At 44.4% G+C, this 21272-nt stretch carries 17 protein-coding genes; 10 read left to right on the forward strand and 7 right to left on the reverse strand.

Annotated features, from left to right (window positions below; all coding sequences use genetic code 11):
• Positions 1 to 1176: histidine kinase (locus tag IQP38_RS19660; RefSeq protein WP_228010126.1), on the forward strand; the 1176-nt coding region annotated here is incomplete at its 5' end.
• 4 nt (positions 1177 to 1180) lie between these two features.
• Positions 1181 to 1795: a response regulator gene (locus IQP38_RS19665; protein ID WP_031777156.1), complete on the forward strand. Its 615-nt coding sequence runs from the start codon at positions 1181 to 1183 to the stop codon at positions 1793 to 1795.
• Positions 1796 to 1885: 90 nt separating this feature from the next.
• Here the strand turns inward: IQP38_RS19665 and IQP38_RS19670 are convergent, their stop codons facing one another.
• Positions 1886 to 2059 (reverse strand): hypothetical protein, encoded by a 174-nt coding sequence (locus IQP38_RS19670; protein WP_005373524.1) that lies wholly within the window; start codon positions 2057 to 2059, stop codon positions 1886 to 1888.
• Positions 2060 to 2320: 261 nt separating this feature from the next.
• Here IQP38_RS19670 and IQP38_RS19675 point away from each other — a divergent pair, with 261 nt between their 5' ends.
• Together IQP38_RS19675 and pepT are read left to right on the forward strand one after the other, a co-directional pair.
• Positions 2321 to 3184 carry a DUF6279 family lipoprotein gene (locus IQP38_RS19675; protein ID WP_182015841.1) on the forward strand — a complete coding sequence of 288 codons (864 nt, stop codon included), beginning with the start codon at positions 2321 to 2323 and terminating at the stop codon, positions 3182 to 3184.
• A 170-nt stretch (positions 3185 to 3354) separates the two neighbouring features.
• Positions 3355 to 4584, forward strand: a complete 1230-nt coding sequence (gene pepT, locus IQP38_RS19680; protein ID WP_042522671.1) for a peptidase T — start codon at positions 3355 to 3357, stop codon at positions 4582 to 4584.
• Between the two features lie 82 nt (positions 4585 to 4666).
• On the opposite strand, the gene IQP38_RS19685 is transcribed toward pepT, so the two are convergent.
• Positions 4667 to 5131, reverse strand: coding sequence for a dCMP deaminase family protein (locus IQP38_RS19685; RefSeq protein ID WP_005373515.1), 465 nt, complete (start codon positions 5129 to 5131; stop codon positions 4667 to 4669).
• Positions 5132 to 5550: 419 nt separating this feature from the next.
• On the opposite strand from IQP38_RS19685, the gene vmeY reads away from it, so the two are divergent.
• On the forward strand, positions 5551 to 6678 hold the full coding sequence (vmeY, locus tag IQP38_RS19690; protein WP_193837924.1) for a multidrug efflux RND transporter periplasmic adaptor subunit VmeY: 1128 nt from the start codon (positions 5551 to 5553) through the stop codon (positions 6676 to 6678).
• Between the two features lie 8 nt (positions 6679 to 6686).
• Positions 6687 to 9839, forward strand: a complete 3153-nt coding sequence (vmeZ, locus tag IQP38_RS19695) for a multidrug efflux RND transporter permease subunit VmeZ (protein WP_005373507.1) — start codon at positions 6687 to 6689, stop codon at positions 9837 to 9839.
• A gap of 89 nt (positions 9840 to 9928) precedes the next feature.
• Here the strand turns inward: vmeZ and IQP38_RS19700 are convergent, their stop codons facing one another.
• Together IQP38_RS19700 and arfB are read right to left on the reverse strand one after the other, a co-directional pair.
• Positions 9929 to 11698: a methyl-accepting chemotaxis protein gene (locus IQP38_RS19700; RefSeq protein ID WP_025767924.1), complete on the reverse strand. Its 1770-nt coding sequence runs from the start codon at positions 11696 to 11698 to the stop codon at positions 9929 to 9931.
• Between the two features lie 100 nt (positions 11699 to 11798).
• Positions 11799 to 12212: an alternative ribosome rescue aminoacyl-tRNA hydrolase ArfB gene (arfB, locus tag IQP38_RS19705; protein WP_017635196.1), complete on the reverse strand. Its 414-nt coding sequence runs from the start codon at positions 12210 to 12212 to the stop codon at positions 11799 to 11801.
• A gap of 76 nt (positions 12213 to 12288) precedes the next feature.
• Between arfB and IQP38_RS19710 the strand changes: the two genes are divergently transcribed.
• Positions 12289 to 12891 carry a beta-phosphoglucomutase family hydrolase gene (locus IQP38_RS19710; RefSeq protein ID WP_193837925.1) on the forward strand — a complete coding sequence of 201 codons (603 nt, stop codon included), beginning with the start codon at positions 12289 to 12291 and terminating at the stop codon, positions 12889 to 12891.
• An 88-nt stretch (positions 12892 to 12979) separates the two neighbouring features.
• Here the strand turns inward: IQP38_RS19710 and IQP38_RS19715 are convergent, their stop codons facing one another.
• Positions 12980 to 13972, reverse strand: coding sequence for an OmpA family protein (locus IQP38_RS19715; protein ID WP_005373499.1), 993 nt, complete (start codon positions 13970 to 13972; stop codon positions 12980 to 12982).
• Between the two features lie 458 nt (positions 13973 to 14430).
• Between IQP38_RS19715 and aroG the strand changes: the two genes are divergently transcribed.
• The 3 genes from aroG (at position 14431) to IQP38_RS19730 (ending at position 18587) form a co-directional block, all read left to right on the forward strand.
• Positions 14431 to 15483 (forward strand): 3-deoxy-7-phosphoheptulonate synthase AroG, encoded by a 1053-nt coding sequence (aroG, locus tag IQP38_RS19720; RefSeq protein WP_182015845.1) that lies wholly within the window; start codon positions 14431 to 14433, stop codon positions 15481 to 15483.
• Between the two features lie 159 nt (positions 15484 to 15642).
• Entirely contained in the window at positions 15643 to 16815 is a 1173-nt protein-coding gene (locus tag IQP38_RS19725; protein ID WP_193837926.1) for an MFS transporter, read from the forward strand.
• 209 nt (positions 16816 to 17024) lie between these two features.
• Positions 17025 to 18587 (forward strand): methyl-accepting chemotaxis protein, encoded by a 1563-nt coding sequence (locus IQP38_RS19730; protein ID WP_017819900.1) that lies wholly within the window; start codon positions 17025 to 17027, stop codon positions 18585 to 18587.
• Positions 18588 to 18728: 141 nt separating this feature from the next.
• Here the strand turns inward: IQP38_RS19730 and tkt are convergent, their stop codons facing one another.
• Complete coding sequence (tkt, locus tag IQP38_RS19735) at positions 18729 to 20720, reverse strand: transketolase (RefSeq protein ID WP_042522667.1); 1992 nt, start codon at positions 20718 to 20720, stop codon at positions 18729 to 18731.
• A gap of 125 nt (positions 20721 to 20845) precedes the next feature.
• A partial coding sequence (locus IQP38_RS26630) for a transaldolase family protein (protein ID WP_322621758.1) occupies positions 20846 to 21272 on the reverse strand: 427 nt, incomplete at its 5' end.

The following is a 21272-nucleotide window of genomic DNA, read 5'->3' on the forward strand; positions in this document are numbered from 1 at the left end:
GCTAGCGAGCAAATTAAAAATCGCTCATTCAATATATCGCTCAATGTATCCAGCGATAATGAAATGGGAATACTGACTCGAACCTTTAACCGGATGGCGACAGACCTTGGTAAGTTGTACCGAGGATTAGAACAAGCGGTTGATGAGAAAACACGTAAATTGCAGCATGCCAACCAGTCTTTAGAAGTGCTGTACGACTCGTCAAAAGAACTCACGGCGTCGCGTATTAATCAAGACAATTTCCAGGCGATTTTGCAGCATATCGTCAGTCTTGAGGGCATTAAAGCGGTCAAACTTGAAATCGAGCAGCTAGGAGAACCGAGCTGGATATTGATGGAAGGAGAAGAATGCTGCCAAGATTGTGATGAAGATTGCCACGGTAAAGCCCTGATGCTAGATGATGAGCACTTGGGCTATTTATATTGGAAAGCAGGGTTACCTTGTCCGAACGAGGCTCTTATTGACAACTTCGTGCAGATTTTATCACGCGCCGTGTATTACAATCGGGCGCAGCGCCAAGCAGAACAAATTCTGCTGATGGAAGAGCGAGCCACTATTGCTCGGGAGTTGCATGATTCATTGGCTCAAGCACTCTCTTACTTAAAAATTCAGGTCGCTTTGTTAAAGAGAAGCGTAAAGAACTTGCCTGACGAAAAGGCGATCGCGCAGGCTAATCAAGTTATTGCTGAGCTAGATACGGGCTTATCTGCCGCGTATACGCAGTTACGCGAGTTACTGACGACGTTTCGTCTTACGATTAAAGAGGGCAGTTTTGGCCAAGCATTGCAAGACATGGTTGAAACGCTCAGTGAACAAACTGCTGCGGACATTACGCTAAAAAATAGACTTTCATCAACTGAACTGGATGCACATCAGCAGGTTCATTTACTACAGTTGATAAGAGAAGCGGCAATTAATGCAATCAAACATGCGCAAGCAGATAATATTCACATTCAATGTCTCGATAATGATGGAAAAGTCACAGTAACCGTTAGCGACGATGGAATAGGCTTTGAACATCAAGACGAAAAATTAAATCATTACGGTATGAGTATCATGCAAGAGCGGGCCGCTAGACTGCATGCCGATCTGCACATCGAAGCATCGATAAACAAAGGTTGTACCGTAAAATTAGAATTCCAACATAGTAAGGAAGTAAACAGTGACAGTGTGTAAAGTAATGCTGGTGGATGATCATCCACTCATGCGAAGAGGTATCCACCAGCTTTTAAGCTTTGAGCCTGAGTTTGAGGTCATTGCAGAAGCAAGTAATGGCGCGGATGCAGTAGCGAAAGCGCATGAGCTAGAACTGGATCTTGTACTTCTTGATCTTAATATGAAAGGCATGTCTGGCCTTGATACTTTGCAAGCACTGCGTGCAGATGGCTGTGAAGCCAGAATTGTCATTCTAACCGTTTCAGATAGCCCAGCAGATATAGAAGCAATAGTTCGAAGTGGTGCCGATGGCTATTTATTGAAAGACACTGAGCCTGATGAGTTGGTTGAGTTGCTAAAACAAGCGCACCAAGGGGACAAGGCATACAGCCAAGAAGTTTCTAAGTATTTGAGTGAACGTTCAGAGCAAGAGGACGTGTTTGATACACTGACCGATCGTGAATCGCAGATCTTAAGAGAGGTGGCAAGAGGTTTCCGCAACAAGCAAATTGCCGATCGTCTTTTTATCTCTGAGTCTACGGTTAAAGTACATATGAAGAGTTTACTTAAAAAGCTTCAAGTTCCTTCTCGTACTGCAGCAACCGTCCTTTATCTTGAGCGCTTTGGCGACATCAAATAACATTGTTGGATTTTAATCTATAATAATAAATAAAATCAAATAGTTATATGGATTCTGACGAATAAAAAAACCGCCTTTTAGGCGGTTTTTTTACTTGTCTGGGCGAATAGAGTACAAGTCACTGTTGTGCTTACCACACTCCAAATAGTACTGATAAGCCACTTTTTTGCTTTCAGCAATGACTCTCATGCAGTGCATTTTCCCCTGTTCAAAATATCGAATCTCATATTCTACACTGGTATCAAGTTGCTCAGCGGCTGCCATACTTCGCCTCCATAAACCATCCAAAAAACATCCATGCAAATTATATGCCGTTATAGGGAGCGTCGTTCGGTACGTTTTTTAGCCGATAATTGCGCTCTAACTCACTTTTTTGCGGATAGCTGTGATCAAAAAGTTAATTTCAAACTCTATATATTATTAAGGTGGCAATCAATATTTGTCACACTGGTGTAAGTTTGCCGCAATACTAAGTGATACAGGTTGAGTATAGAACTTAATCAACATAAAAGGGAATACGAATAAGTGACTAAATTAAAGGGTGTATCTAATAAGGCGCTTCGTTATGGCCTTCTATTTTGTTTCGTATTTCTGCTTGCCGGTTGTGCGAAAAAGTTTTTATACAGCAATATCGATTGGTTCGTGCTCGATTACTTAGAGGACTATGTCTCGTTGCAAGGGGAACAAAAAGTCCTAGTGGAAGAGCGTTTATTATTGTTGGCAGACTGGCACAAGAAAGAGGAGTTACCATTATATATCGAACATTTAAAAGACCTTGAGAGATTAAAAGCGAGCGATATCACCTTAAATTACTTACAACAAAATCGAGATAGAATGCGAGCGCATTACGATAGAGTGGTAAGCAAAGCAGCACCAGATCTTTTTGCGTTAAGTTTGCAGTTAACGAAAGAGCAAGAACGCGAGTTTTTGAGTAATGTACAAGAACATTATCAAGAGCGAAACGCAAAATATGCCGATAAGACAGAAGACGAAGTGCGTGAAATTATTCTGGATAACACTGAAGAGTGGATGGAAGAATGGCTAGGGAATCTATCAGGAAATCAGCGTCAATTAGCTCAAAGATTTTCTCAGCAAGTTATTTTAAACAGCCCTTTATGGAGAGATTATCGAGCCACGGTATATCAAGAGCTCGAATACTTGTTCGACAACAAATCTAATGTTGTGACTTATCAAGATATATTTATGCGACTCTTGTTCGAGCCAGAGAGTTATTATAGTGAACAGCTTTCTCTGAATATTGACTCTAACTTTGCATTGGTTGATCAACTGACATTAGATGTTTCTCGTTCGATGACCGATAAGCAATGGCGTCATTTTCGTGAAAAGGTTAAAGAGTGGCGAGTACTGGCTGAGGAACTTTTAGATTAAATTCATGCTTCAATGAGCGAAAGCAAAGCGCAAAAGCCTTTCTTATCAAAAAATGATTCAAAGCAAATTCTTATTGAGCTAAGAGCGTAACATAGCGTGAGGTTTGATGAGGCAACGTCAGCTTATCAATGCGTGATAAGGCCTCATCGTACAAAACAATGAGAATAAATATGAAACATTTAGTTGAAAGATTTCTTCGATACGTCACGTTTGATACCCAATCCAATCCACATGTGACGCTTTGCCCAAGTTCACCTGGTCAGCTTGTGTTTGCTGAGTTACTTAAAAAAGAGATGATCGAGCTTGGTTTAAGTGACGTGACTTTGGATAAAAATGGCTACTTGATGGCTAAACTGCCAGCCAATGTTGATTATGAGGTTCCTCCTATCGGCTTCATTGCCCATATGGATACCGCGCCGGATGCATCTGGCAAAAACGTAAAGCCGCAATTCATCGAAGATTACCAGGGCGGCGATATTGCATTAGGGTTGGGGGATGAAGTGTTATCTCCCGTGCAATACCCAGATTTACATCACCTACATGGCCACAATCTTATTACTACCGATGGCACTACATTACTTGGCGCGGATAACAAAGCTGGTATCGCAGAGATTCTTTCCGCGGTAGCTCTGCTACTGGAAAACCCAGACATTCCACACGGCGACATTTGTATCGGCTTTACTCCGGATGAAGAAATCGGTCGTGGTGCAGATTTGTTTAATGTTAAAAAATTTGGCGCGAAATGGGCATACACTATAGATGGTGGCCCGCAAGGTGAGTTGGAATACGAAAACTTTAATGCAGCAAACGCTGATGTAATTTTTCATGGTGTTAGCGTTCATCCAGGTACTGCAAAAGGCAAAATGGTCAATGCGATGAACTTGGCTGCGAAATTTCAAGTTCAAATGCCCCAAGATCAAACTCCGGAAACAACCGAAGGTTACGAAGGGTTCTTCCATCTAAAATCGGCAGAAATGGGCGTTGCACGAAGCGAGCTAGGTTACATTATTAGAGACTTTGACCGTCAAAGACTTGAGGATCGAAAAGCCTTTATGCAGAAACTCGTCGATGAAATGAACACGGGTTTACGCCATGGTTCTGTAGAGCTAAAAATAAAAGACAGCTATTACAATATGAGAGAAATGGTTGAGCCTTACCCTCATATCATTGAGCTGGCAAAGCAAGCGATGGAAGCGTGTGATGTGGAACCGATTATAAAACCTATTCGTGGTGGTACAGATGGTGCTCGTTTATCTTTTATGGGTTTGCCGTGCCCGAATATCTTCACCGGTGGTTTTAACTTCCACGGAATTCATGAGTTTATTTCTGTTGAAATGATGGAAAAATCAGTACTCGTTATTGTCAAAATTGCTGAGCTCACAGCGAAAAAACACAGTTAAAAGACTACGTCGAGACCTCTTGCAGATTTAATAACAAAATAGCCCAGATCTCTCTGGGCTATTTAACTATTAAGATGGGATACTAGCGCACGTCTTTGTCTTCAATTTCAATGTCTTCTAGCGGTAACCAGTCGACTTTCACACCCGCTTGATCGAACATATCTTGACTGACTTGGATTTTATCTCCCCAGCGAGATAAAAAGTCTTCAGACTGCTCAGGGCAGTGTACGTGTGAGATCCCTGTTTGAATGATCTTTGCCGCGCAGTTAGGGCAAGGAAAATGCGTTACCCAAATATCACATCCGTCTAAGTCACGTTTTGAGAACAAAATTGCGTTCTCTTCCGCGTGCAGTGTTTTAAGGTATTTCAACTCGCGCTCATCGGTGTCGACACTGTCAGAAACACCATGCGGATAGCCATTAAATCCAACAGATACAATGCGATTCTGTTTAGTAATAACGGCACCGACTTGTGTTGATGGGTCCTTACTCCAAGACGCCACTAGTTCTGCCATCTGGTAAAAGCGTTTCGCCCATTTAGAAATCATAGTCATCCTCTCTGTCGAAGGCGTTGAATTAATTGAATGATAACCCATTTATATTAAAAAAATAGTCAAAATCGGGGTCTTGAGTATGAAGGCGTCACTTTTTACCTTTTTAGCCACAAAACGTTCTTATCTTGAGCACTGAATCTCACTTTACGCCCGAATACAATACTCCCGTTAGTGTTTCCAAGCACACGCTAAAATTCGCGATCTCCTAAGGCGTATATTAAATAGTTATGATTGAGTTGTATGTATATTGCTCATTGAATACCACTGTTAACTAAATTACTTTATTTTCCTTTTGTTTCTCATGTTTACATTTAGAAACACCTTGGGCGCTTTTCAGTGAAGTTTTCAGTGGCAGCAAGGAGTAAGGTTGATAGGAATTCAACAATATCCTGTTCTATAAAGACGGTAAATACATGCAAAAGAAACCACTTGTCGCACTAATGGCGGCTACAGCAATCCTCGCTGGATGCGGGGAAGCTAATAATGCCCAAACGAAAGGTCAAGCGCCTCTCGTAGTGACTCAGGATGTCACGGTTATCGACTACCAACCGAGCAAGTCTTATATCGGTCGCATTGAAGCAGTAGAAGATACCAATATTACCGCGCAGATTTCTGGCTACTTAAAAGCTCGTCACTTTGAAGAAGGGCAAATGGTAGAAAAAGGGCAGCTCCTTTACTCTATCGAGCCATCTTCTTTTGAAGCCCAAGTCGCGAGTGCTAAAGCCGCACTTGCACAAGCTAAAGCGGCGCTAAAAAAAGCCGAATTAGATCATACTCGAGGTAAAAACTTGTTGCCTCGCGGTAGTATCTCTCAATCTGAGTTTGATGCTTTAACTGCGGCACTTCTTGGTGCGAGAGCAGAGCTAGAAGCGGCAAATGCTCAACTTAAACTTGCTGAAGTTAACCTTTCCTATACTCAAATCCGAGCACCTTTTAGCGGACGTATTAGTGATACCAAAGTTAGTACGGGTGATCTGGTTTCTCCGTCATCTGGCGTGCTGACAACTCTGGTGAGTTTAGATCCAGTTCATACCTCATTTAGTGTGAGTGAGCGTGAGCGTTTAGCCATGGGTATGGATCAAGTCAAAGGCGACGGCTCAGCAGAATCAAACCGCGTTGAAGTTCAGCTTGAACTGGAAAATGGACAGTTTTTTGAGCATCTCGGTAAGCTTGATTTCTTAGGTAATCGTATTGACACCAAAACGGGTACGATTGCTATGCGCGCGCTAGTGCCAAACCCAGAGCAGAAGTTACTTCCGGGTCAACACATCAAAGTGAACTTGAGAGATAAGAATACGAAGGACGTTATTGTTATTCCACGACGTGCCGTTCAAACTGACTTAGAAGGTGACTTTGTGATGGTGATGACTGAGGGAAATGTCGCAGAGCGTCGTAACGTAGAGCTTGGCCCTCAGGTTGAACAAGGTATTATCATTCGAGAAGGGCTCGATCAGGAAGATACAGTTATTACACAAGGCCTACAACGTGTGCGTAATGGTGTAGAAGTGCGCCTTCAAGCACCTGCTGAAGACAAGCAGTAGGGGGCACTATGTTAAGTCGTTTCTTTATTCAGAGACCTAAATTCGCGCTGGTTATTTCGATCATATTAACGCTAGCTGGCGCGATCTCACTGGCGATTTTGCCAGTGGCGGAGTACCCACAGATAAGTCCGCCATCAGTCAGCGTTTCGGCATACTACACCGGTGCGAGTGCGGAAGTTGTCGAGCAGGCCATTGCGGACCCCATAGAGACCTCAGTCAACGGCGTTGAGGATATGATATACATGTCTTCAAAGAGCGCGAACGATGGCTCTTACAGCCTAAACGTCACGTTCGATGTCGGCACCGATCCAGATATGGCGCAAGTTAACGTGCAAAACCGCGTGTCACAGATTGAGTCAAAACTGCCTCAAGAAGTTCGCATGGTTGGTGTGACGGTGAAAAAGCGTTCACCTGACTTGCTGATGGTACTTAACTTCTATTCACCTGATGGCAAATACGATGATCAGTTCTTGATTAACTACATTAACTTGAATGTAAAAGATCAGTTGGCTCGTGCGAAAGGTATCAGTGAAGTTAACGTGATTGGTGGTGGCGAATACGCAATGCGTGTTTGGTTAGATCCTGAAAAAATGGCCAACCTTAAGCTAACCACGTCAGACGTATACGCCGCTTTGGCTGAACAGAACGTTCAAGTTGCGGCAGGGCGTGTAGGTGCAGCACCATACAACAATCCGCAAGAAGTTCAGTTTAACCTTGTGACCAAAGGTCGCTTGGAAAGCGTGAGTGAGTTTGAGAACGTAGTCCTTCGAGCTAATCCCAATGGCTCTACGGTTTATCTGAAAGATGTTGCTCGCGTTGAACTAGGCAAAAAGTTCTACGATGGTAACGGTAAGTTCCGTGGCCAGGACGCGTCAATCGTTGCGTTGTCTCTTCAATCGGATGCGAATGCGTTAGAAAGTGGTCAGGCCGTCATGGAGCTCCTTGAAGGCTTGAGCAAAAACTTCCCAGAGGGAATGGAATACGAGACCAGCTACGATACAACCGTGTTCGTATCTGAATCGATCAAAGGGGTAGTAAAAACACTGATTGAAGCGATTCTATTGGTGATTGCTGTAACTTACTTGTTCTTGGGTAGTGCGCGTGCAACGTTGATTCCTGTTGTCGCGATCCCCGTTTCTCTGATTGGTACGTTTGCCATCATGCAGGCAACGGGCTTCACCATTAATACGGTTACTTTGTTTGGCTTGATCCTTGCGATTGGTATCGTGGTGGACGATGCGATTCTGGTTATCGAAAACGTCGATACTACCATGGCGAAAGACCCAAGCATTTCACCGCGTAAAGCGACGTTGCTAGCGATGAAAGAAGTAACGGGCCCAATCATCACGTCGACCTTGGTTCTACTTGCGGTATTCATACCCGTCGCCATGCTGCCAGGTATCACCGGTATCATGTATCGCCAGTTCGCTTTGACCATCTGTATTTCGGTTGTGATTTCATCCATCAATGCATTGACGCTGTCTCCAGCACTTTGTTCTCTGGTATTGAAGCAGGGTGGGGGCAATACCGCTAACTGGTTCCAGGCTTTCAACAGAGGCTTAGAGCGCATCACTACGCGTTATGGCCAGATCGCTGGTTTCTTGGTGAAGAAGTCTTTACTGCTCGTGACGTTCTTTATAGTTGCTATCGCAGCGGTCACTTTCTTTGCGAAAACCACCTCTACAGCGTTTGTTCCTCAAGAAGATAAAGGCATTTTGCTGGTTAACGTACAGCTACCAGATTCAGCCTCTTTATCACGTACTGAAGAAGTCACCAATGATTTAATGAAAATGATCGGTGAAGAGCCTGGTGTGGATGGTGTGACGGTTGCGAACGGTTACTCGTTTATGACAGGCGCAGCAGCATCAAACGGTGCTTCTGTATTTATCAAATTGCATGACTGGGATACTCGTAACTCGCTGCAAGGAGAGCACTCTGCTAATGCTATCGCGGCACGTATTAACGGGCGAGCGGCGACAGAGTTACCTCAAGCGGTTGTTTTTGCGATGGGACCACCGGCGGTTCCAGGTATGGGCGCTGCGTCTGGTTTTGAGTTTGTGCTTGAAGACACGCTAGGGCGAAGTCGTACCGACTTGTCGATGGTCATGGGAGAAATGATCCAAGCGGCTAACCAAGCGCCTGAAATTGCCTACACGTTTAGCACGTTCCGCGCGAATGTTCCGCACTACTACGTTGATATCGATCGTGAGAAAGCGCAGCAATTAGGTATTTCGCTGTCGTCTATTTTCCAAACCTTGCAAGGCAACTTAGGTTCGCTTTATGTGAATGACTTCACCATGTTTGGTAAGAACTTCCGCGTAACCATGCAAGCTGATAGCCAGCACCGTAGCAGCATGGAAGATCTAGAGCGTTTCCATGTTCGTTCTTCGAACGGTGATATGGTCCCGTTAAGTACGCTAGTGAGCTACGAGCAAGTGTTTGAGCCTGATGTGGCGTGGCGTTACAACATGTACCGCAGTGCTATCATTCAAGGCCAACCAGCACCGGGTTACTCTAGTGGTGATGCGATTGCCGCAATGGAACGCGTTGCTGCTGAAGTTCTTCCACAAGGGTACACGTATGAATGGACAGGTATGGCTTATCAGGAAGTGCTCGCGGGTAACCAAGCCATTTATGCGTTTGCGCTGGCTTTGATCTTCATTTACTTGTTTATGGTGGCTCAGTATGAGAGTTGGAGTATTCCACTGGCTATTATTTTGGTGGTCCCAGTAGCAACGTTAGGTTCCTTCCTTGCGTTGAATCTAACTGGCACGCCGCTTAACTTGTATGCCCAAATTGGTCTTGTCTTGCTCATAGCCTTGGCGGCGAAAAACGCAATTTTGATTGTGGAGTTCGCCAAGCAAGAGCGAGAAGAAAAAGATGCTGATATCGATAGTGCAGCGGTTAAAGGAGGCACGTTACGTTTCCGCGCTGTGAATATGACATCCTGGTCATTTATCCTGGGTATCTTCCCGCTTATCTTTGCCGCTGGTGCGGGGCACGTCAGTCAAAACTCACTCGGCGTGTCGCTGATTGGTGGTCTATTGTGTGTGCTTCTAGCAGGTACATTCTTGATCCCAGGCTTCTACGCCCTGGTGCAAAGACAGCGTGAGAAAGTTCATGGCGGCAACACCAAGCTGGTTCCTCTTGATGATGAATAATCACATCCGAAGTGCGCAGTAAGCACGAAGTGACAATTGAAAAAAAGCCCGAAGCAATGATTGCCTCGGGCTTTCTATTTTGAAAAGGGTTATTTTAGCGCAGTTTTGAATTGTGCAACAGCTTCATCCATATCATGAGCTTGAGCAGAGACAGAGTTGACTTCATGCAAGCATTCCTGAGCGGATTGCATGTTATTCTCAGATATTGCGTTTAGCTCGGTGATTGAACCGCTAACTTGGTTCATCACGATACCTTGTTCTTCAATTGCTGAAGCTATGCGCTCCGAATTACCTTGAATTGAATGCATGTCAGTGATGATCTGTTGCAGGCTAGAATCCAGTTTTTCAGAAGCATTAAGTGTTTGTTGCCCTTGATCGTTACATTGATCAATATCAGCAACAACTGTAGACATTTGAGTTTGAATATCTGCAACTACCCGCGTGATTTCCTCTGTGGATTGATGAGTTCGGCTAGCTAGGGCGCGTACTTCATCGGCAACAACTGCAAACCCGCGGCCTTGTTCGCCTGCTCGCGCGGCTTCAATTGCTGCGTTGAGAGCTAGTAGGTTGGTTTGCTCTGCAATCTCTTGGATGATGTTCACGGCACCACCAATTTTATCTACATGCTGATTCAGCGAGCCAATCGACTGCTGGCTGTTTGATAAAATCGTGGTTAGTTGACCGATGTTGGTTACCGTCGCCTCAACAACTCCTCGACCTTGTTCGGCATTATTCGCTGCCTGATGTACGCCTTCTACCGCAACTGATGTGCTCTCAGAGATTTCACCTATTGTGGCAACCATTTGCTGAACTGCCGTCGCCATTGATGCTGTGTGGTCAGTTTGAGTGTGGAATTGCTCCATAACGCCTTCTAACTCACGATGCATATTATCGGTACTTGCAGTGAGTTGCGCCGATTTTTCTTGGGTACTACTAATTAGATGCTCAAGCTTATCCAATAGGTCATTGAGGTGATGACTGATATCAAATAGCTCGTCTTGACCTTTCAAATCAGATCGAAGTCCCATGTTGTTCGTTTCGCTGATACTTCGAATGGTGCCAAGTAAGCTATTCACTCGCGTATTGATTGAACGTGATATTTGCCAAATCAATGCGAAAATAACGACTAAGATCAGAGCTGTAATGACCTGCTTGATGGTCGACATTTGTTCATCACGTTGTGCGGCAGCAGAGCTAAGGGCTGTGGAAAAGGTTTCAAATTGCTCTTCTACGGCATGGGATAATGCGCGAGTTTCACCGAGTAGGCCTTTGTCATAAGCAACCCCAACAACTTGCTTTTGGGCCGCCAATTGCTTACCTGTTTTGATAAGCTCCGGAGCATATTGCCCCTCAAGCAAGTCACTATTGAATAGTCCTGCTTTTACCGCAGAGTCAAAACGGACTAATGCCAATAACTGCTGGTGGTCTGAACGTTGTTTAGCTTCTAATAGTGCTTGTTCGTAACCGGCGAGAAGCCCACTCTTTGAATCAAGCCCGTATCGTTGGTAAGCGCTGACCAGATTCTGAAAGCCCCTTTGGTATGCGAGCAAGTCTTGCTTAAATTGTTGACTGGAAGGTAATTCATTACTCTTGAGTATGTTCGCAAGCTCTTTTTCTGTGTCTATAAACTTGTCAACATTGGCGTCAAACTTATTTAGATATTTGTCATTACTACGCAGTAGGAAATCTTTTTCATTTCTGCGTAAGTTGAGTAAGCGTATTTCTAGATCACCAACGAGTTTGATGGCGTGATTAAGATCATTGCTCTTATTTTCAAAATGGGATGACGTACCCAAAAGGGCCACGATGCCTAAAATGGCGATAACTCCGAGGAAGTAGAGTTTTTGCCTAATAGTCATATTGTTGTTTCCTGAATAAGTAACTAAAAAGAGAAATCCAATGAGATTTCCAAGGGCTAGCAAACGTTGTTCAACTAACATGTCGAGAAAACGACATGCACTAATACAGCACTTTTTTACGTTGCTGTTTTTTCGCTCCGTGCTTGTTTTTTGTATCAAGTCGTCGGCGTTGAGAAGCGCGGGTTGGTTTCGTTTTAATACGCTTCTTCTCCTGTAAAGCGGCAGCTTTTATCAATGCTTGAAGCCGATTTAGGGCGTCTTCCTTATTTTGTTCTTGTGTCCGAAATTGTTGCGCTTTGATGATGATCACGCCATCTTTACTTATACGACTATCAGAAAGTGCAAGTAATCGCTCTTTGTAAAAGTCAGGTAAGCTTGAATGCCGGATATCAAAGCGCAGGTGTATAGCGGACGCCACCTTGTTAACGTTCTGACCACCATTTCCTTGAGCTCTAATTGGGGATAATTGAATTTCCCACTCTTGAATTGTGACGGAGTTCGAAATTTTGAGCATGATAAGTAAATGCCGGTAAGGACGATTGAAAGAGCTGATAAATTAACATTACAGATGCACAAATAGAAGAAAAGACATGAGCACGATTGATTTTAGACCCTATGAGGGATTCATATTTGATATGGATGGTACTCTAATCGATACCATGCCAGCCCACTTGGCAGCTTGGCAAGCAACTGCTGAGCGTTTTGATTTTCCGTTTTGCCAGGAATGGTTTCACAGTTTGGGAGGGATGCCGAGCTTTAAAATTGTTGAGGAACTAAATCGTGTGCATGAGCTTTCATTAGATCCTAAAACTGTCGCGACATTTAAAATGGAAACATTCGCTGCTATGGAGCTTCATGGTGACGTTATTCCTTGCACGAACATCGTGTTAGAGGAATATTTAGGCCATAAGAAAATTGCAGTCGGGACTGGCAGCCAACGAGAAAGTGCCATGCGCTTATTAAGCCATGCAGGTTTATTAGACAAGTTGGATGTTGTAGTAACCGCGAGTGATGTAGAGAACCATAAACCCTTTCCAGATACCTTTTTGGTGGCCGCGGAACAACTCGACTTGGAGGCGTCACAGTGTCTTGTGTTCGAGGATACTGAGTTGGGGAAGCGAGCTGCGCGTGCAGCTGGTATGGATTGCGTTATGGTGCAAGATAATGAGTTGATCTTTTTCCCAAAACCATAGTGGCAATATCCCTTAATATGAGATCAAAATGGGGTGCAAATGCACCCCATTAATTTTTACCACATCATCGATCATGAATCATAGATGCTTATTCTGGTTGAACTAGCTCTTGGTATTCAAATGAAGGTACCACAACTTCTACGCGACGGTTTTTCTCACGACCTTCGCGAGTGCTGTTGTCAGCAACTGGGTTTTCTTCACCCATACCTTTAACTGTCAAACGATCTGAACCAATGCCAGCTGCGGTTAGGTAATCAGCAACAGATTGAGCACGACGCTCAGACAGTTTTTGGTTGTATGCCGCAGGGCCTGAGCTATCCGTGTAACCAGTAATCTCTACTTGAGCTTGAGGATATTCGTTCAAGAATGAAACAAAGTTGTCCAGACGTTCAGAAACGGACTCTGTTAACTTAGCACTATCGAATTCAAACGTACCTGTACCGTACTCTTCTTTGTGCACCTTGCTCATCATCACTGGTTCTGGATCTGGCTCGATCACTTCTTCCGTTACAACTGCTGCAACAACTGGAGCTGCTGCGAATTTGTAGTTAACACCGATACCAAAGAAGTTAGCATCCATGTCGTCCCACACGTCGTCAGACATATCTTGGTAGCGTTGGTATTCAGCGCGAACACTCCAGTTTCTATCGATCGAGTATTCAGCACCCAAAGAACCTGTTGGGACAAAGTCTGTTTCGTCATCAGACATCATGTAAGCACCACCGATCTTAGCAAATAGATTCCAAGAGTCGTTTAAGTGCCAGTTGAATTTAGGTGCAAGTGTTAAAGCCGTTAGATTGCCGTCAATCGTATTAATCGTATTAGCCCCTGACCTAGAGTTTCCTTCATAGTCGCCTAAGAAGTCTACGCCGTACTCTAGCCCAATGATATCGGTAAAGTCATAACCGATATGTAGTCCTGCACCGAACGCTTCATCATCACAAGGGCTATTTAGATAGCAAGCGTCGTCAAGTGTAGTCATGCCCACTTTGCCCCCGATGTACATTTCAGCTTGAGCAGAGTTTAAAAGCGCGCTACTACCAGCTACCACTGCTGCTACTGCAATTGCTACTTTGTTCATAATGTTTCCTTGTATTGATTGCATATTAACTTCTACTTCGTTTTATCAAAAAATTAGAAAAAACCAGCGTTTATAAGAAATTAGTTTAATATTCTAATCATTTCATATCAAGCAACAATATATTTGAACTTGATCAACATTTACTACCCAAAAATACCTCACAAACTTCTGATATTTCTTACATTGTAGTAAAGATTTTTTGGTGCATAAGAAAATTGATGATTATTTTGAACTTTTTTCGTAAACTTTACTTTACATTGTGCGTGGTGGTTAACAGGTGGTTTTTATTTGCATTTATTTGCAAAAACTGATTGCAAGTCTACGCCTAAGCCGATAAGTTACTTAAACGCTAGACAGAAAATGACCACAGCCCTTGATGCTGCTCGCTTTGTGAACAATGTTGCAATGAGTTCAGTTGGTAAAAATGGGGTCGGAAATAAAACCAGGAAGTAGAAGTAATGTTTCAAACTGATGATGTAAGAATAAATAGAGTAAAAGAGTTATTGCCACCTGTTGCAGTATTAGAGAAGTTCCCAGCGACTGAAACCGCTTCTTCGACCACTTTTGATTGCCGTAACGCCATTCACAATATTCTTGAAGGAAAAGACGATCGATTACTCGTGATCGTTGGCCCGTGTTCTATTCACGATCCGGCTGCCGCGGTTGAGTACGGTAAAAAGCTAAAAGTACTACGTGATGAACTGGGCGAGCAGCTTGAGGTTGTTATGCGAGTTTATTTTGAAAAGCCGCGTACAACCGTTGGTTGGAAAGGCCTTATCAATGACCCTTACTTAAATGACACCTATAAGCTAAATGATGGTCTACGTATCGGACGTAAACTTCTTCTTGATCTAACCGATATGGGCTTGCCAACGGCAAGTGAATTCTTAGATATGATCACACCTCAGTACGTGGCGGATTTGATCAGTTGGGGCGCTATCGGTGCTCGTACGACAGAATCTCAGGTTCACCGCGAGCTAGCTTCTGGTCTTTCTTGTCCTGTAGGTTTCAAAAACGGTACAGACGGGAATATTAAAATAGCGAGCGACGCGATTCGTTCTGCAAGCGCTTCCCATCACTTCCTTTCAGTAACAAAATACGGTCATTCCGCGATCGTAGAAACCGCTGGTAATCCAGACTGCCATATTATTCTACGTGGCGGTAAAGAACCAAACTACAGTGCAGCACATGTAGCTCAAATTAAAGATGAGCTGGACACTGCAGGTCTGCCGAAAAAAGTGATGATTGATTTTAGCCATGCTAACAGCTCGAAGCAGTTCAAGCGTCAAATGCTGGTGTCTGATGATGTATCCGAGCAAATCTCTGCTGGCGAAGAAGCCATTTTTGGTGTGATGATCGAGTCTCATTTAGTTGAAGGTCGCCAAGACTTAGTGGATGGCAAAGCAGCCACTTATGGTCAGTCGATCACTGATGCATGTATTGGTTGGGAAGATACGGAAACGGTACTTCGTCAGCTTTCTGATGCAGTAAAAGTGCGCCGCAACAAGTAAGCTCAACAGAAAAACTTTTTAAAAGCGAAAAGTGAATAGTGAAGAGCCAGAGGTACTATGCCTCTGGCTCTTTTTGTTGAGAATTACTCTCATATCTTTCTATTGTTTCTGCTTTCCTATATGTTATCTGTATACGTCGTAACCAAAAGGAATTTGGACTTGGATCGTAATGTATGGCTTCTATCCCTCTGCCAAGCCTTATTAATGACAGGGAATATTTTACTCATATCTGTTATTGCCCTTATTGGCAAAACACTTGCGCCGTCATCAAGTTTTATCACATTACCAGTTGCACTGCAGTTTTTGGGACTGATGGCCGCGACAATTCCTGCGTCGCTAATTATGGGCAAGTTAGGGCGTCGCCTTGGTTTTAGCCTTGGTAATGTCATTGGCATTTTGGGTGCTAGTCTAGCGACGTATGCATTAAGTCAACAAAACTTCTATCTGTTCTGCATGTCTACGTTTTTGCTTGGTGTTGGTATAGGTTTCGGTACTCTATACAGGTTTGCTGCCATCGAAGTGTGTGAAGAGTCGGCAAGGCATAGGGCGATTTCGATATCTATGGCGGGTGGGGTGTTAGCGGCGATCCTTGGGCCTAATCTGGCCGTGTACTCGCAGCAGTGGTCAGATGATGGCTTATACATTAGTGCATTTGCTGTGCTTGTCGTGCTTTATATAACCGCGTTGGTTGTGCTACAAACCATTCGTTTTCCACCTGCACACACGCAGGCGCTACACGCTAAGGCGGATAAGCTGAGACTGATTATTCGTCGACCTAATTTCATGCTGGCAGTTATCGCGGCAATGGTTGCGTACGCGGTGATGAACATTTTAATGACAGCAACTCCTTTAGCGATGATTGGTTGTGACTTTGATTTTGATAAAGCGGCGGGAGTGATCGAATGGCACGTGTTGGGTATGTTTGCACCTGCGTTTGTCACGGGCCGTCTGATAGAGCGGTTTGGCGCTAAGAATATGATTTTGGCGGGTGGATTGCTATTTGTTGCTTGTATTGGAATTAATATACATGGAGTGTCTATCTGGCATTTTAGTCTTGCTTTAATCCTGTTAGGAATAGGGTGGAACTTTATGTTTATCGCAGCAACTGGGCTGTTTAGTCAAAGCTATGAAGCGAAAAACAGAAGCAAGGCTCAAGCGTTTAATGAATTCTTCGTGTTCAGTTGTGTCACCATCACCGCATTACTATCTGGTTGGCTTGAGTCTACCGTAGGTTGGCAGAATCTTAATTTGTATGTTCTTCCATTTGTGTTACTCGTTATCGCGATGTTTGCGTTAAAAACGAATAAAAAGCCAGAATCACAAACCGCTTAATTAAGTCTTAATATATAACCCGGCCTATCGTGTCGGGTTTGTTTATTAGCTCAAATCAACAATCTCTTCTTTATGTTTTTATCGATAATGTGAATTCCCACAATAAAAATGTCGATTTGATAAGACTTTTTATCTAACTTTTTGTAATAAAAATAAAAATCCTGTATATATCTTGCCGAAAATCAATAAAAACTAAAGAAGTTTCGTCTATGTCAGCCAATATTTCTCATAAAGCTCAAGAAACTCTCGTGAGGGAGTCTGAGGAACTCGTCTCAACAACGAACTTACAAGGTGTTATTACATATTGTAATGAAGCCTTTTGCCGCGTTGCTGAATACACTCACGAAGAACTTGTCGGTCAGAACCATAATATAGTTCGTCATAATGATATGCCTAAAGCCGCTTTCGGTGATATGTGGGCACGCCTTAAACAAGGTAAAGCCTGGCGTGGAATGGTTAAGAATGCCACTAAGTCTGGCGGTTACTATTGGGTTGATGCTTATGTCACCCCTATCTACGAAGACAACCATGTTGTTGGGTATCAATCAGTGCGCGTGAAACCAAAGCGAGAGTGGGTTGATATTGCGACAAAAGCCTACAAAAGCATGCGTGCTGCAGAGAAGTCTGGCCGAACTTGGTCGTTGAAAATCAATGAAACCATTCGCTATGCGATTCTACTTGGTGCACTAACCGCACCTGCAACCGCATATGCGTTGTCTGTTGAAGGGCCGTTGGCTTGGCTTGCAAGTGCGTTACCTGCAAGTGTTCTAGCTCTGTTATTCCGCCAAGAGTTAATTGATACACCTCAGCAACTTAAAAAGTTACAAAAGCAATATGACAGCGTAAGTCGCTTGATCTATTCCGGTAACACGGCATTTTCGATTGCCGATTTCCATATCAAAATGCTATCCGCAAGAATTCGAACCGTGTTAGGAAGAATGACTGACTCCGCATTGCCTTTGCAGCATTGCGCCGAAGAGCTCAGTCAAACAACGGCAGAAGTCTCGGCTGCATTAAATCAGCAAAATACCGATATTCATCGTGTGCGAGATGCTACCCAAGAGGTGGAGTCGTCGGCAAATTCGGTTTCTTCGAGTACCAATGATGCCCATATGTTGATTGATGATACATTGAAGTCATGCTTGATGGCGAAGGAGACCATTGATCAAACGCACACCAATCTAGCGAAGTTAAGCCTTCAAGCTGAAAAAGCGACGGAAACGACGTATCAACTGAGTGATCAGGCGCAGAAGGTGAACCATTTGATGGAAGAGATTGGTGGGATCGCAGAGCAAACCAATTTACTGGCACTCAACGCGGCGATTGAAGCGGCAAGAGCAGGGGAGCAAGGTCGTGGTTTTGCTGTTGTAGCTGATGAGGTCCGCGCGCTTTCTGGGCGAACATCCAATGCAACTGAACAAATCCAAGCCTCTATCTCCACTATGTTGGCAACGATTCAAAGTTGGCAGAAAGATATTCTGGCAAACAAAGAGCAAACCGATGCCTGTTCTCAAGTAGCAGAACAAAGCGCGTTGCGTTTGTCTGAAGTTGAACAGATGATGCAAACCATGAGTGGGCTGATGGTTGATGTAGCAGAAGCGGCGAATAACCAGTTAAAGCTATCTAGTGATGTAAACCAGCACATTCATTCTATTGCTTCGACCGCAGAACAAAACTTGGCAGCAACACATTCAGTTGAGCAAAATAGCCGACAGTTGAAAGACCAAGTACAAGATTTCTATCAGCTCGCACTTCGATTTGAAGACAAATAGTCGTAACGAAAGTTGTGATGTTTATGTCCTGGCTGCGTTTATGCGAATAGGAGCCAGATAAAAGAAAGCCCCGCCATTGCTGGTGGGGCTTTTCAGTTTTCACATTCGCAATAGAGAAAACTGACTATCTTTTTACTGCAATTACGCGAGTAGCTCTTTTGCTGTGTTCACTACGTTTTCAGTCGTGAAACCAAACATTTTGAATAGTTCGCCAGCTGGTGCAGATTCACCGAATGAAGTCATACCGATGATGCGACCGTCGAAGCCTACGTACTTGTACCAGAAGTCAGCAATACCTGCTTCAATTGCGATACGTGCTGTTACGTCTGATGGCAGTACAGCTTCACGGTAAGCGGCGTCTTGTTTGTCGAATGCGTCTGTTGATGGCATTGAAACAACGCGTACTTTCTTACCTTCAGCAGTTAGCTGTGCTGCTGCTTCTACTGCTAGTTCAACTTCAGAACCTGTTGCGATAAGGATTAGCTCTGGCTTGCCTTCGCAATCTTTCAGAATGTAAGCACCTTTCGCGATGTCTGCTACTTGTTCTGCTGTGCGCTCTTGTTGCGCAAGGTTTTGACGAGAGAAGATAAGTGCTGTCGGTGCATCTTTACGTTCAATCGCTAGTTTCCAAGCTACAGCGGACTCAACTTGGTCACATGGACGCCATGTGCTCATGTTTGGTGTTAGGCGTAGCGATGCCATTTGCTCAACTGGTTGGTGAGTTGGACCATCTTCGCCAAGACCGATAGAGTCATGCGTGTACACTTGGATGTTCTGAATTTTCATCAGCGCAGCCATACGCATTGCGTTACGTGCGTACTCCATGAACATTAGGAATGTTGCGCCGTAAGGAACGAAACCACCGTGTAGCGCGATACCGTTCATGATCGCTGTCATACCGAATTCACGTACGCCGTAGTGGATGTAGTTACCAGAGAAGTCGCTTGCCTCTAGAGACTTAGAACCAGACCACATGGTTAGGTTAGAAGGTGCTAGGTCAGCAGAGCCACCCATGAACTCTGGTAGTAAAGCACCAAATGCTTCTAGAGCATTTTGAGACGCTTTACGTGATGCAATGTTTGCTGGGTTAGCTTGAAGATCAGCAATGATTTGGCTTGCTTTCTCTTCCCACTGTGCAGGAAGCTCACCGTTTACGCGGCGTTTAAATTCAGCTGCCAGCTCAGGGTACGCTGCTTCATAAGCTGCAAATTTCTCGTTCCACGCTGCTTCCTTAGCTGCGCCTGTTTCTTTCGCTGACCATTCTGCGTAGACTTCTTGCGGAATTTCAAAAGGACCGTGCTCCCAACCTAGTTCTTTGCGTGTTGCTGCGATTTCTTCTGCACCTAGTGGCGCACCGTGACAATCGTGTGAACCAGATTTGTTTGGTGAACCAAAACCGATGATAGTCTTAGTACAGATAAGTGTAGGACGTGGATCCGCTTTCGCCGCTTCAATTGCTGCGTTGATTGCGTCAGCATCGTGACCATCGACTGCAGGGATTACGTGCCAACCGTAAGCTTCGAAACGCTTAGGTGTGTCGTCAGAGAACCAACCTTCAACGTGACCGTCGATAGAGATGCCGTTGTCATCCCAGAACGCGATCAGCTTGCCTAGACCTAGAGTACCTGCAAGAGAACATGCCTCGTGCGAAATACCTTCCATCAGACAGCCGTCGCCCATGAACACGTAAGTGAAGTGGTCAACGATGTCGTGGCCTTCTTTGTTGAACTGTGCTGCTAGCGCTTTTTCAGCTAGAGCCATACCAACCGCGTTAGTGATGCCTTGACCTAGCGGACCCGTTGTGGTCTCGATTCCTGGCGCGTAACCGTACTCTGGGTGACCAGGAGTTTTAGAGTGAAGCTGACGGAAGTTTTTCAGATCGTCGATAGACAACTCGTAACCTGCAAGGTGCAGTAGAGAGTAAATCAGCATTGAGCCGTGGCCGTTAGACAGTACGAAACGGTCGCGGTCTGCCCACTCAGGGTTTGATGGGTTGTGGTTTAGATGAGAGCGCCAAAGAACTTCAGCGATGTCAGCCATACCCATAGGTGCACCTGGGTGACCAGAGTTAGCTTGTTGAACACCATCCATGCTTAGCGCACGGATTGCATTTGCTAGATGTTTACGATCCATAGTGATTACTTCTCGATATTTGATTTAAATAGAGGGAACTCGCCGAAACAAGTTCAAATAGAATTTTTTGAAAATAGTGCTGATGGTAAAAGCGAGTAGACGGGCTACTCGCTTTTGGTAAGCAATTAAAGCTTAGCTTCGATCATCGCTTCTAGTTTGCCTTGGTCAACGGCGAAGTTGCGGATACCTTCAGCCAGCTTCTCAACAGCCATTGGGTCTTGGTTATGTTCCCATAGGAACTCAGCGTGAGTCATTGGTGCTGGACGCTCAGCTGCGCCTTTAGAATCAACTAGTTTCTCAACTACTTCACCTTCAGCTGCTTCTAGTTCTGCAAGTAGAGCAGGAGCGATAGTTAGACGGTCACAACCAGCTAGTTCTAAGATCTCACCGATGTTACGGAAGCTTGCGCCCATAACTACAGTTTTGTAGCCGTATTCTTTGTAGTAGTTGTAGATCTTAGTTACAGATAGTACGCCTGGATCTTCTTGAGCTTCGAAGTCACGGCCTTCTTTCGCTTTGTACCAGTCCATGATACGACCAACGAATGGCGAG

Origin of the sequence: Vibrio sp. OPT41, from assembly GCF_015163595.1 — a bacterium.
GTDB lineage: Bacteria > Pseudomonadota > Gammaproteobacteria > Enterobacterales > Vibrionaceae > Vibrio > Vibrio alginolyticus.

Bases quoted from the DNA above. Each gene is read 5' to 3' on its own strand.
- IQP38_RS19665 (WP_031777156.1), top strand. From the start codon at position 1,181: ATGCTGGTGGATGATCATCCACTCATGCGAAGAGGTATCCACCAGCTT.
- IQP38_RS19670 (WP_005373524.1), bottom strand. From the start codon at position 2,059: ATGGCAGCCGCTGAGCAACTTGATACCAGTGTAGAATATGAGATTCGA.
- pepT (WP_042522671.1), top strand. From the start codon at position 3,355: ATGAAACATTTAGTTGAAAGATTTCTTCGATACGTCACGTTTGATACC.
- IQP38_RS19685 (WP_005373515.1), bottom strand. From the start codon at position 5,131: ATGATTTCTAAATGGGCGAAACGCTTTTACCAGATGGCAGAACTAGTG.
- vmeY (WP_193837924.1), top strand. From the start codon at position 5,551: ATGCAAAAGAAACCACTTGTCGCACTAATGGCGGCTACAGCAATCCTC.
- vmeZ (WP_005373507.1), top strand. From the start codon at position 6,687: ATGTTAAGTCGTTTCTTTATTCAGAGACCTAAATTCGCGCTGGTTATT.
- IQP38_RS19700 (WP_025767924.1), bottom strand. From the start codon at position 11,698: ATGACTATTAGGCAAAAACTCTACTTCCTCGGAGTTATCGCCATTTTA.
- arfB (WP_017635196.1), bottom strand. From the start codon at position 12,212: ATGCTCAAAATTTCGAACTCCGTCACAATTCAAGAGTGGGAAATTCAA.
- IQP38_RS19710 (WP_193837925.1), top strand. From the start codon at position 12,289: ATGAGCACGATTGATTTTAGACCCTATGAGGGATTCATATTTGATATG.
- IQP38_RS19715 (WP_005373499.1), bottom strand. From the start codon at position 13,972: ATGAACAAAGTAGCAATTGCAGTAGCAGCAGTGGTAGCTGGTAGTAGC.
- aroG (WP_182015845.1), top strand. From the start codon at position 14,431: ATGTTTCAAACTGATGATGTAAGAATAAATAGAGTAAAAGAGTTATTG.
- IQP38_RS19730 (WP_017819900.1), top strand. From the start codon at position 17,025: ATGTCAGCCAATATTTCTCATAAAGCTCAAGAAACTCTCGTGAGGGAG.
- tkt (WP_042522667.1), bottom strand. From the start codon at position 20,720: ATGGATCGTAAACATCTAGCAAATGCAATCCGTGCGCTAAGCATGGAT.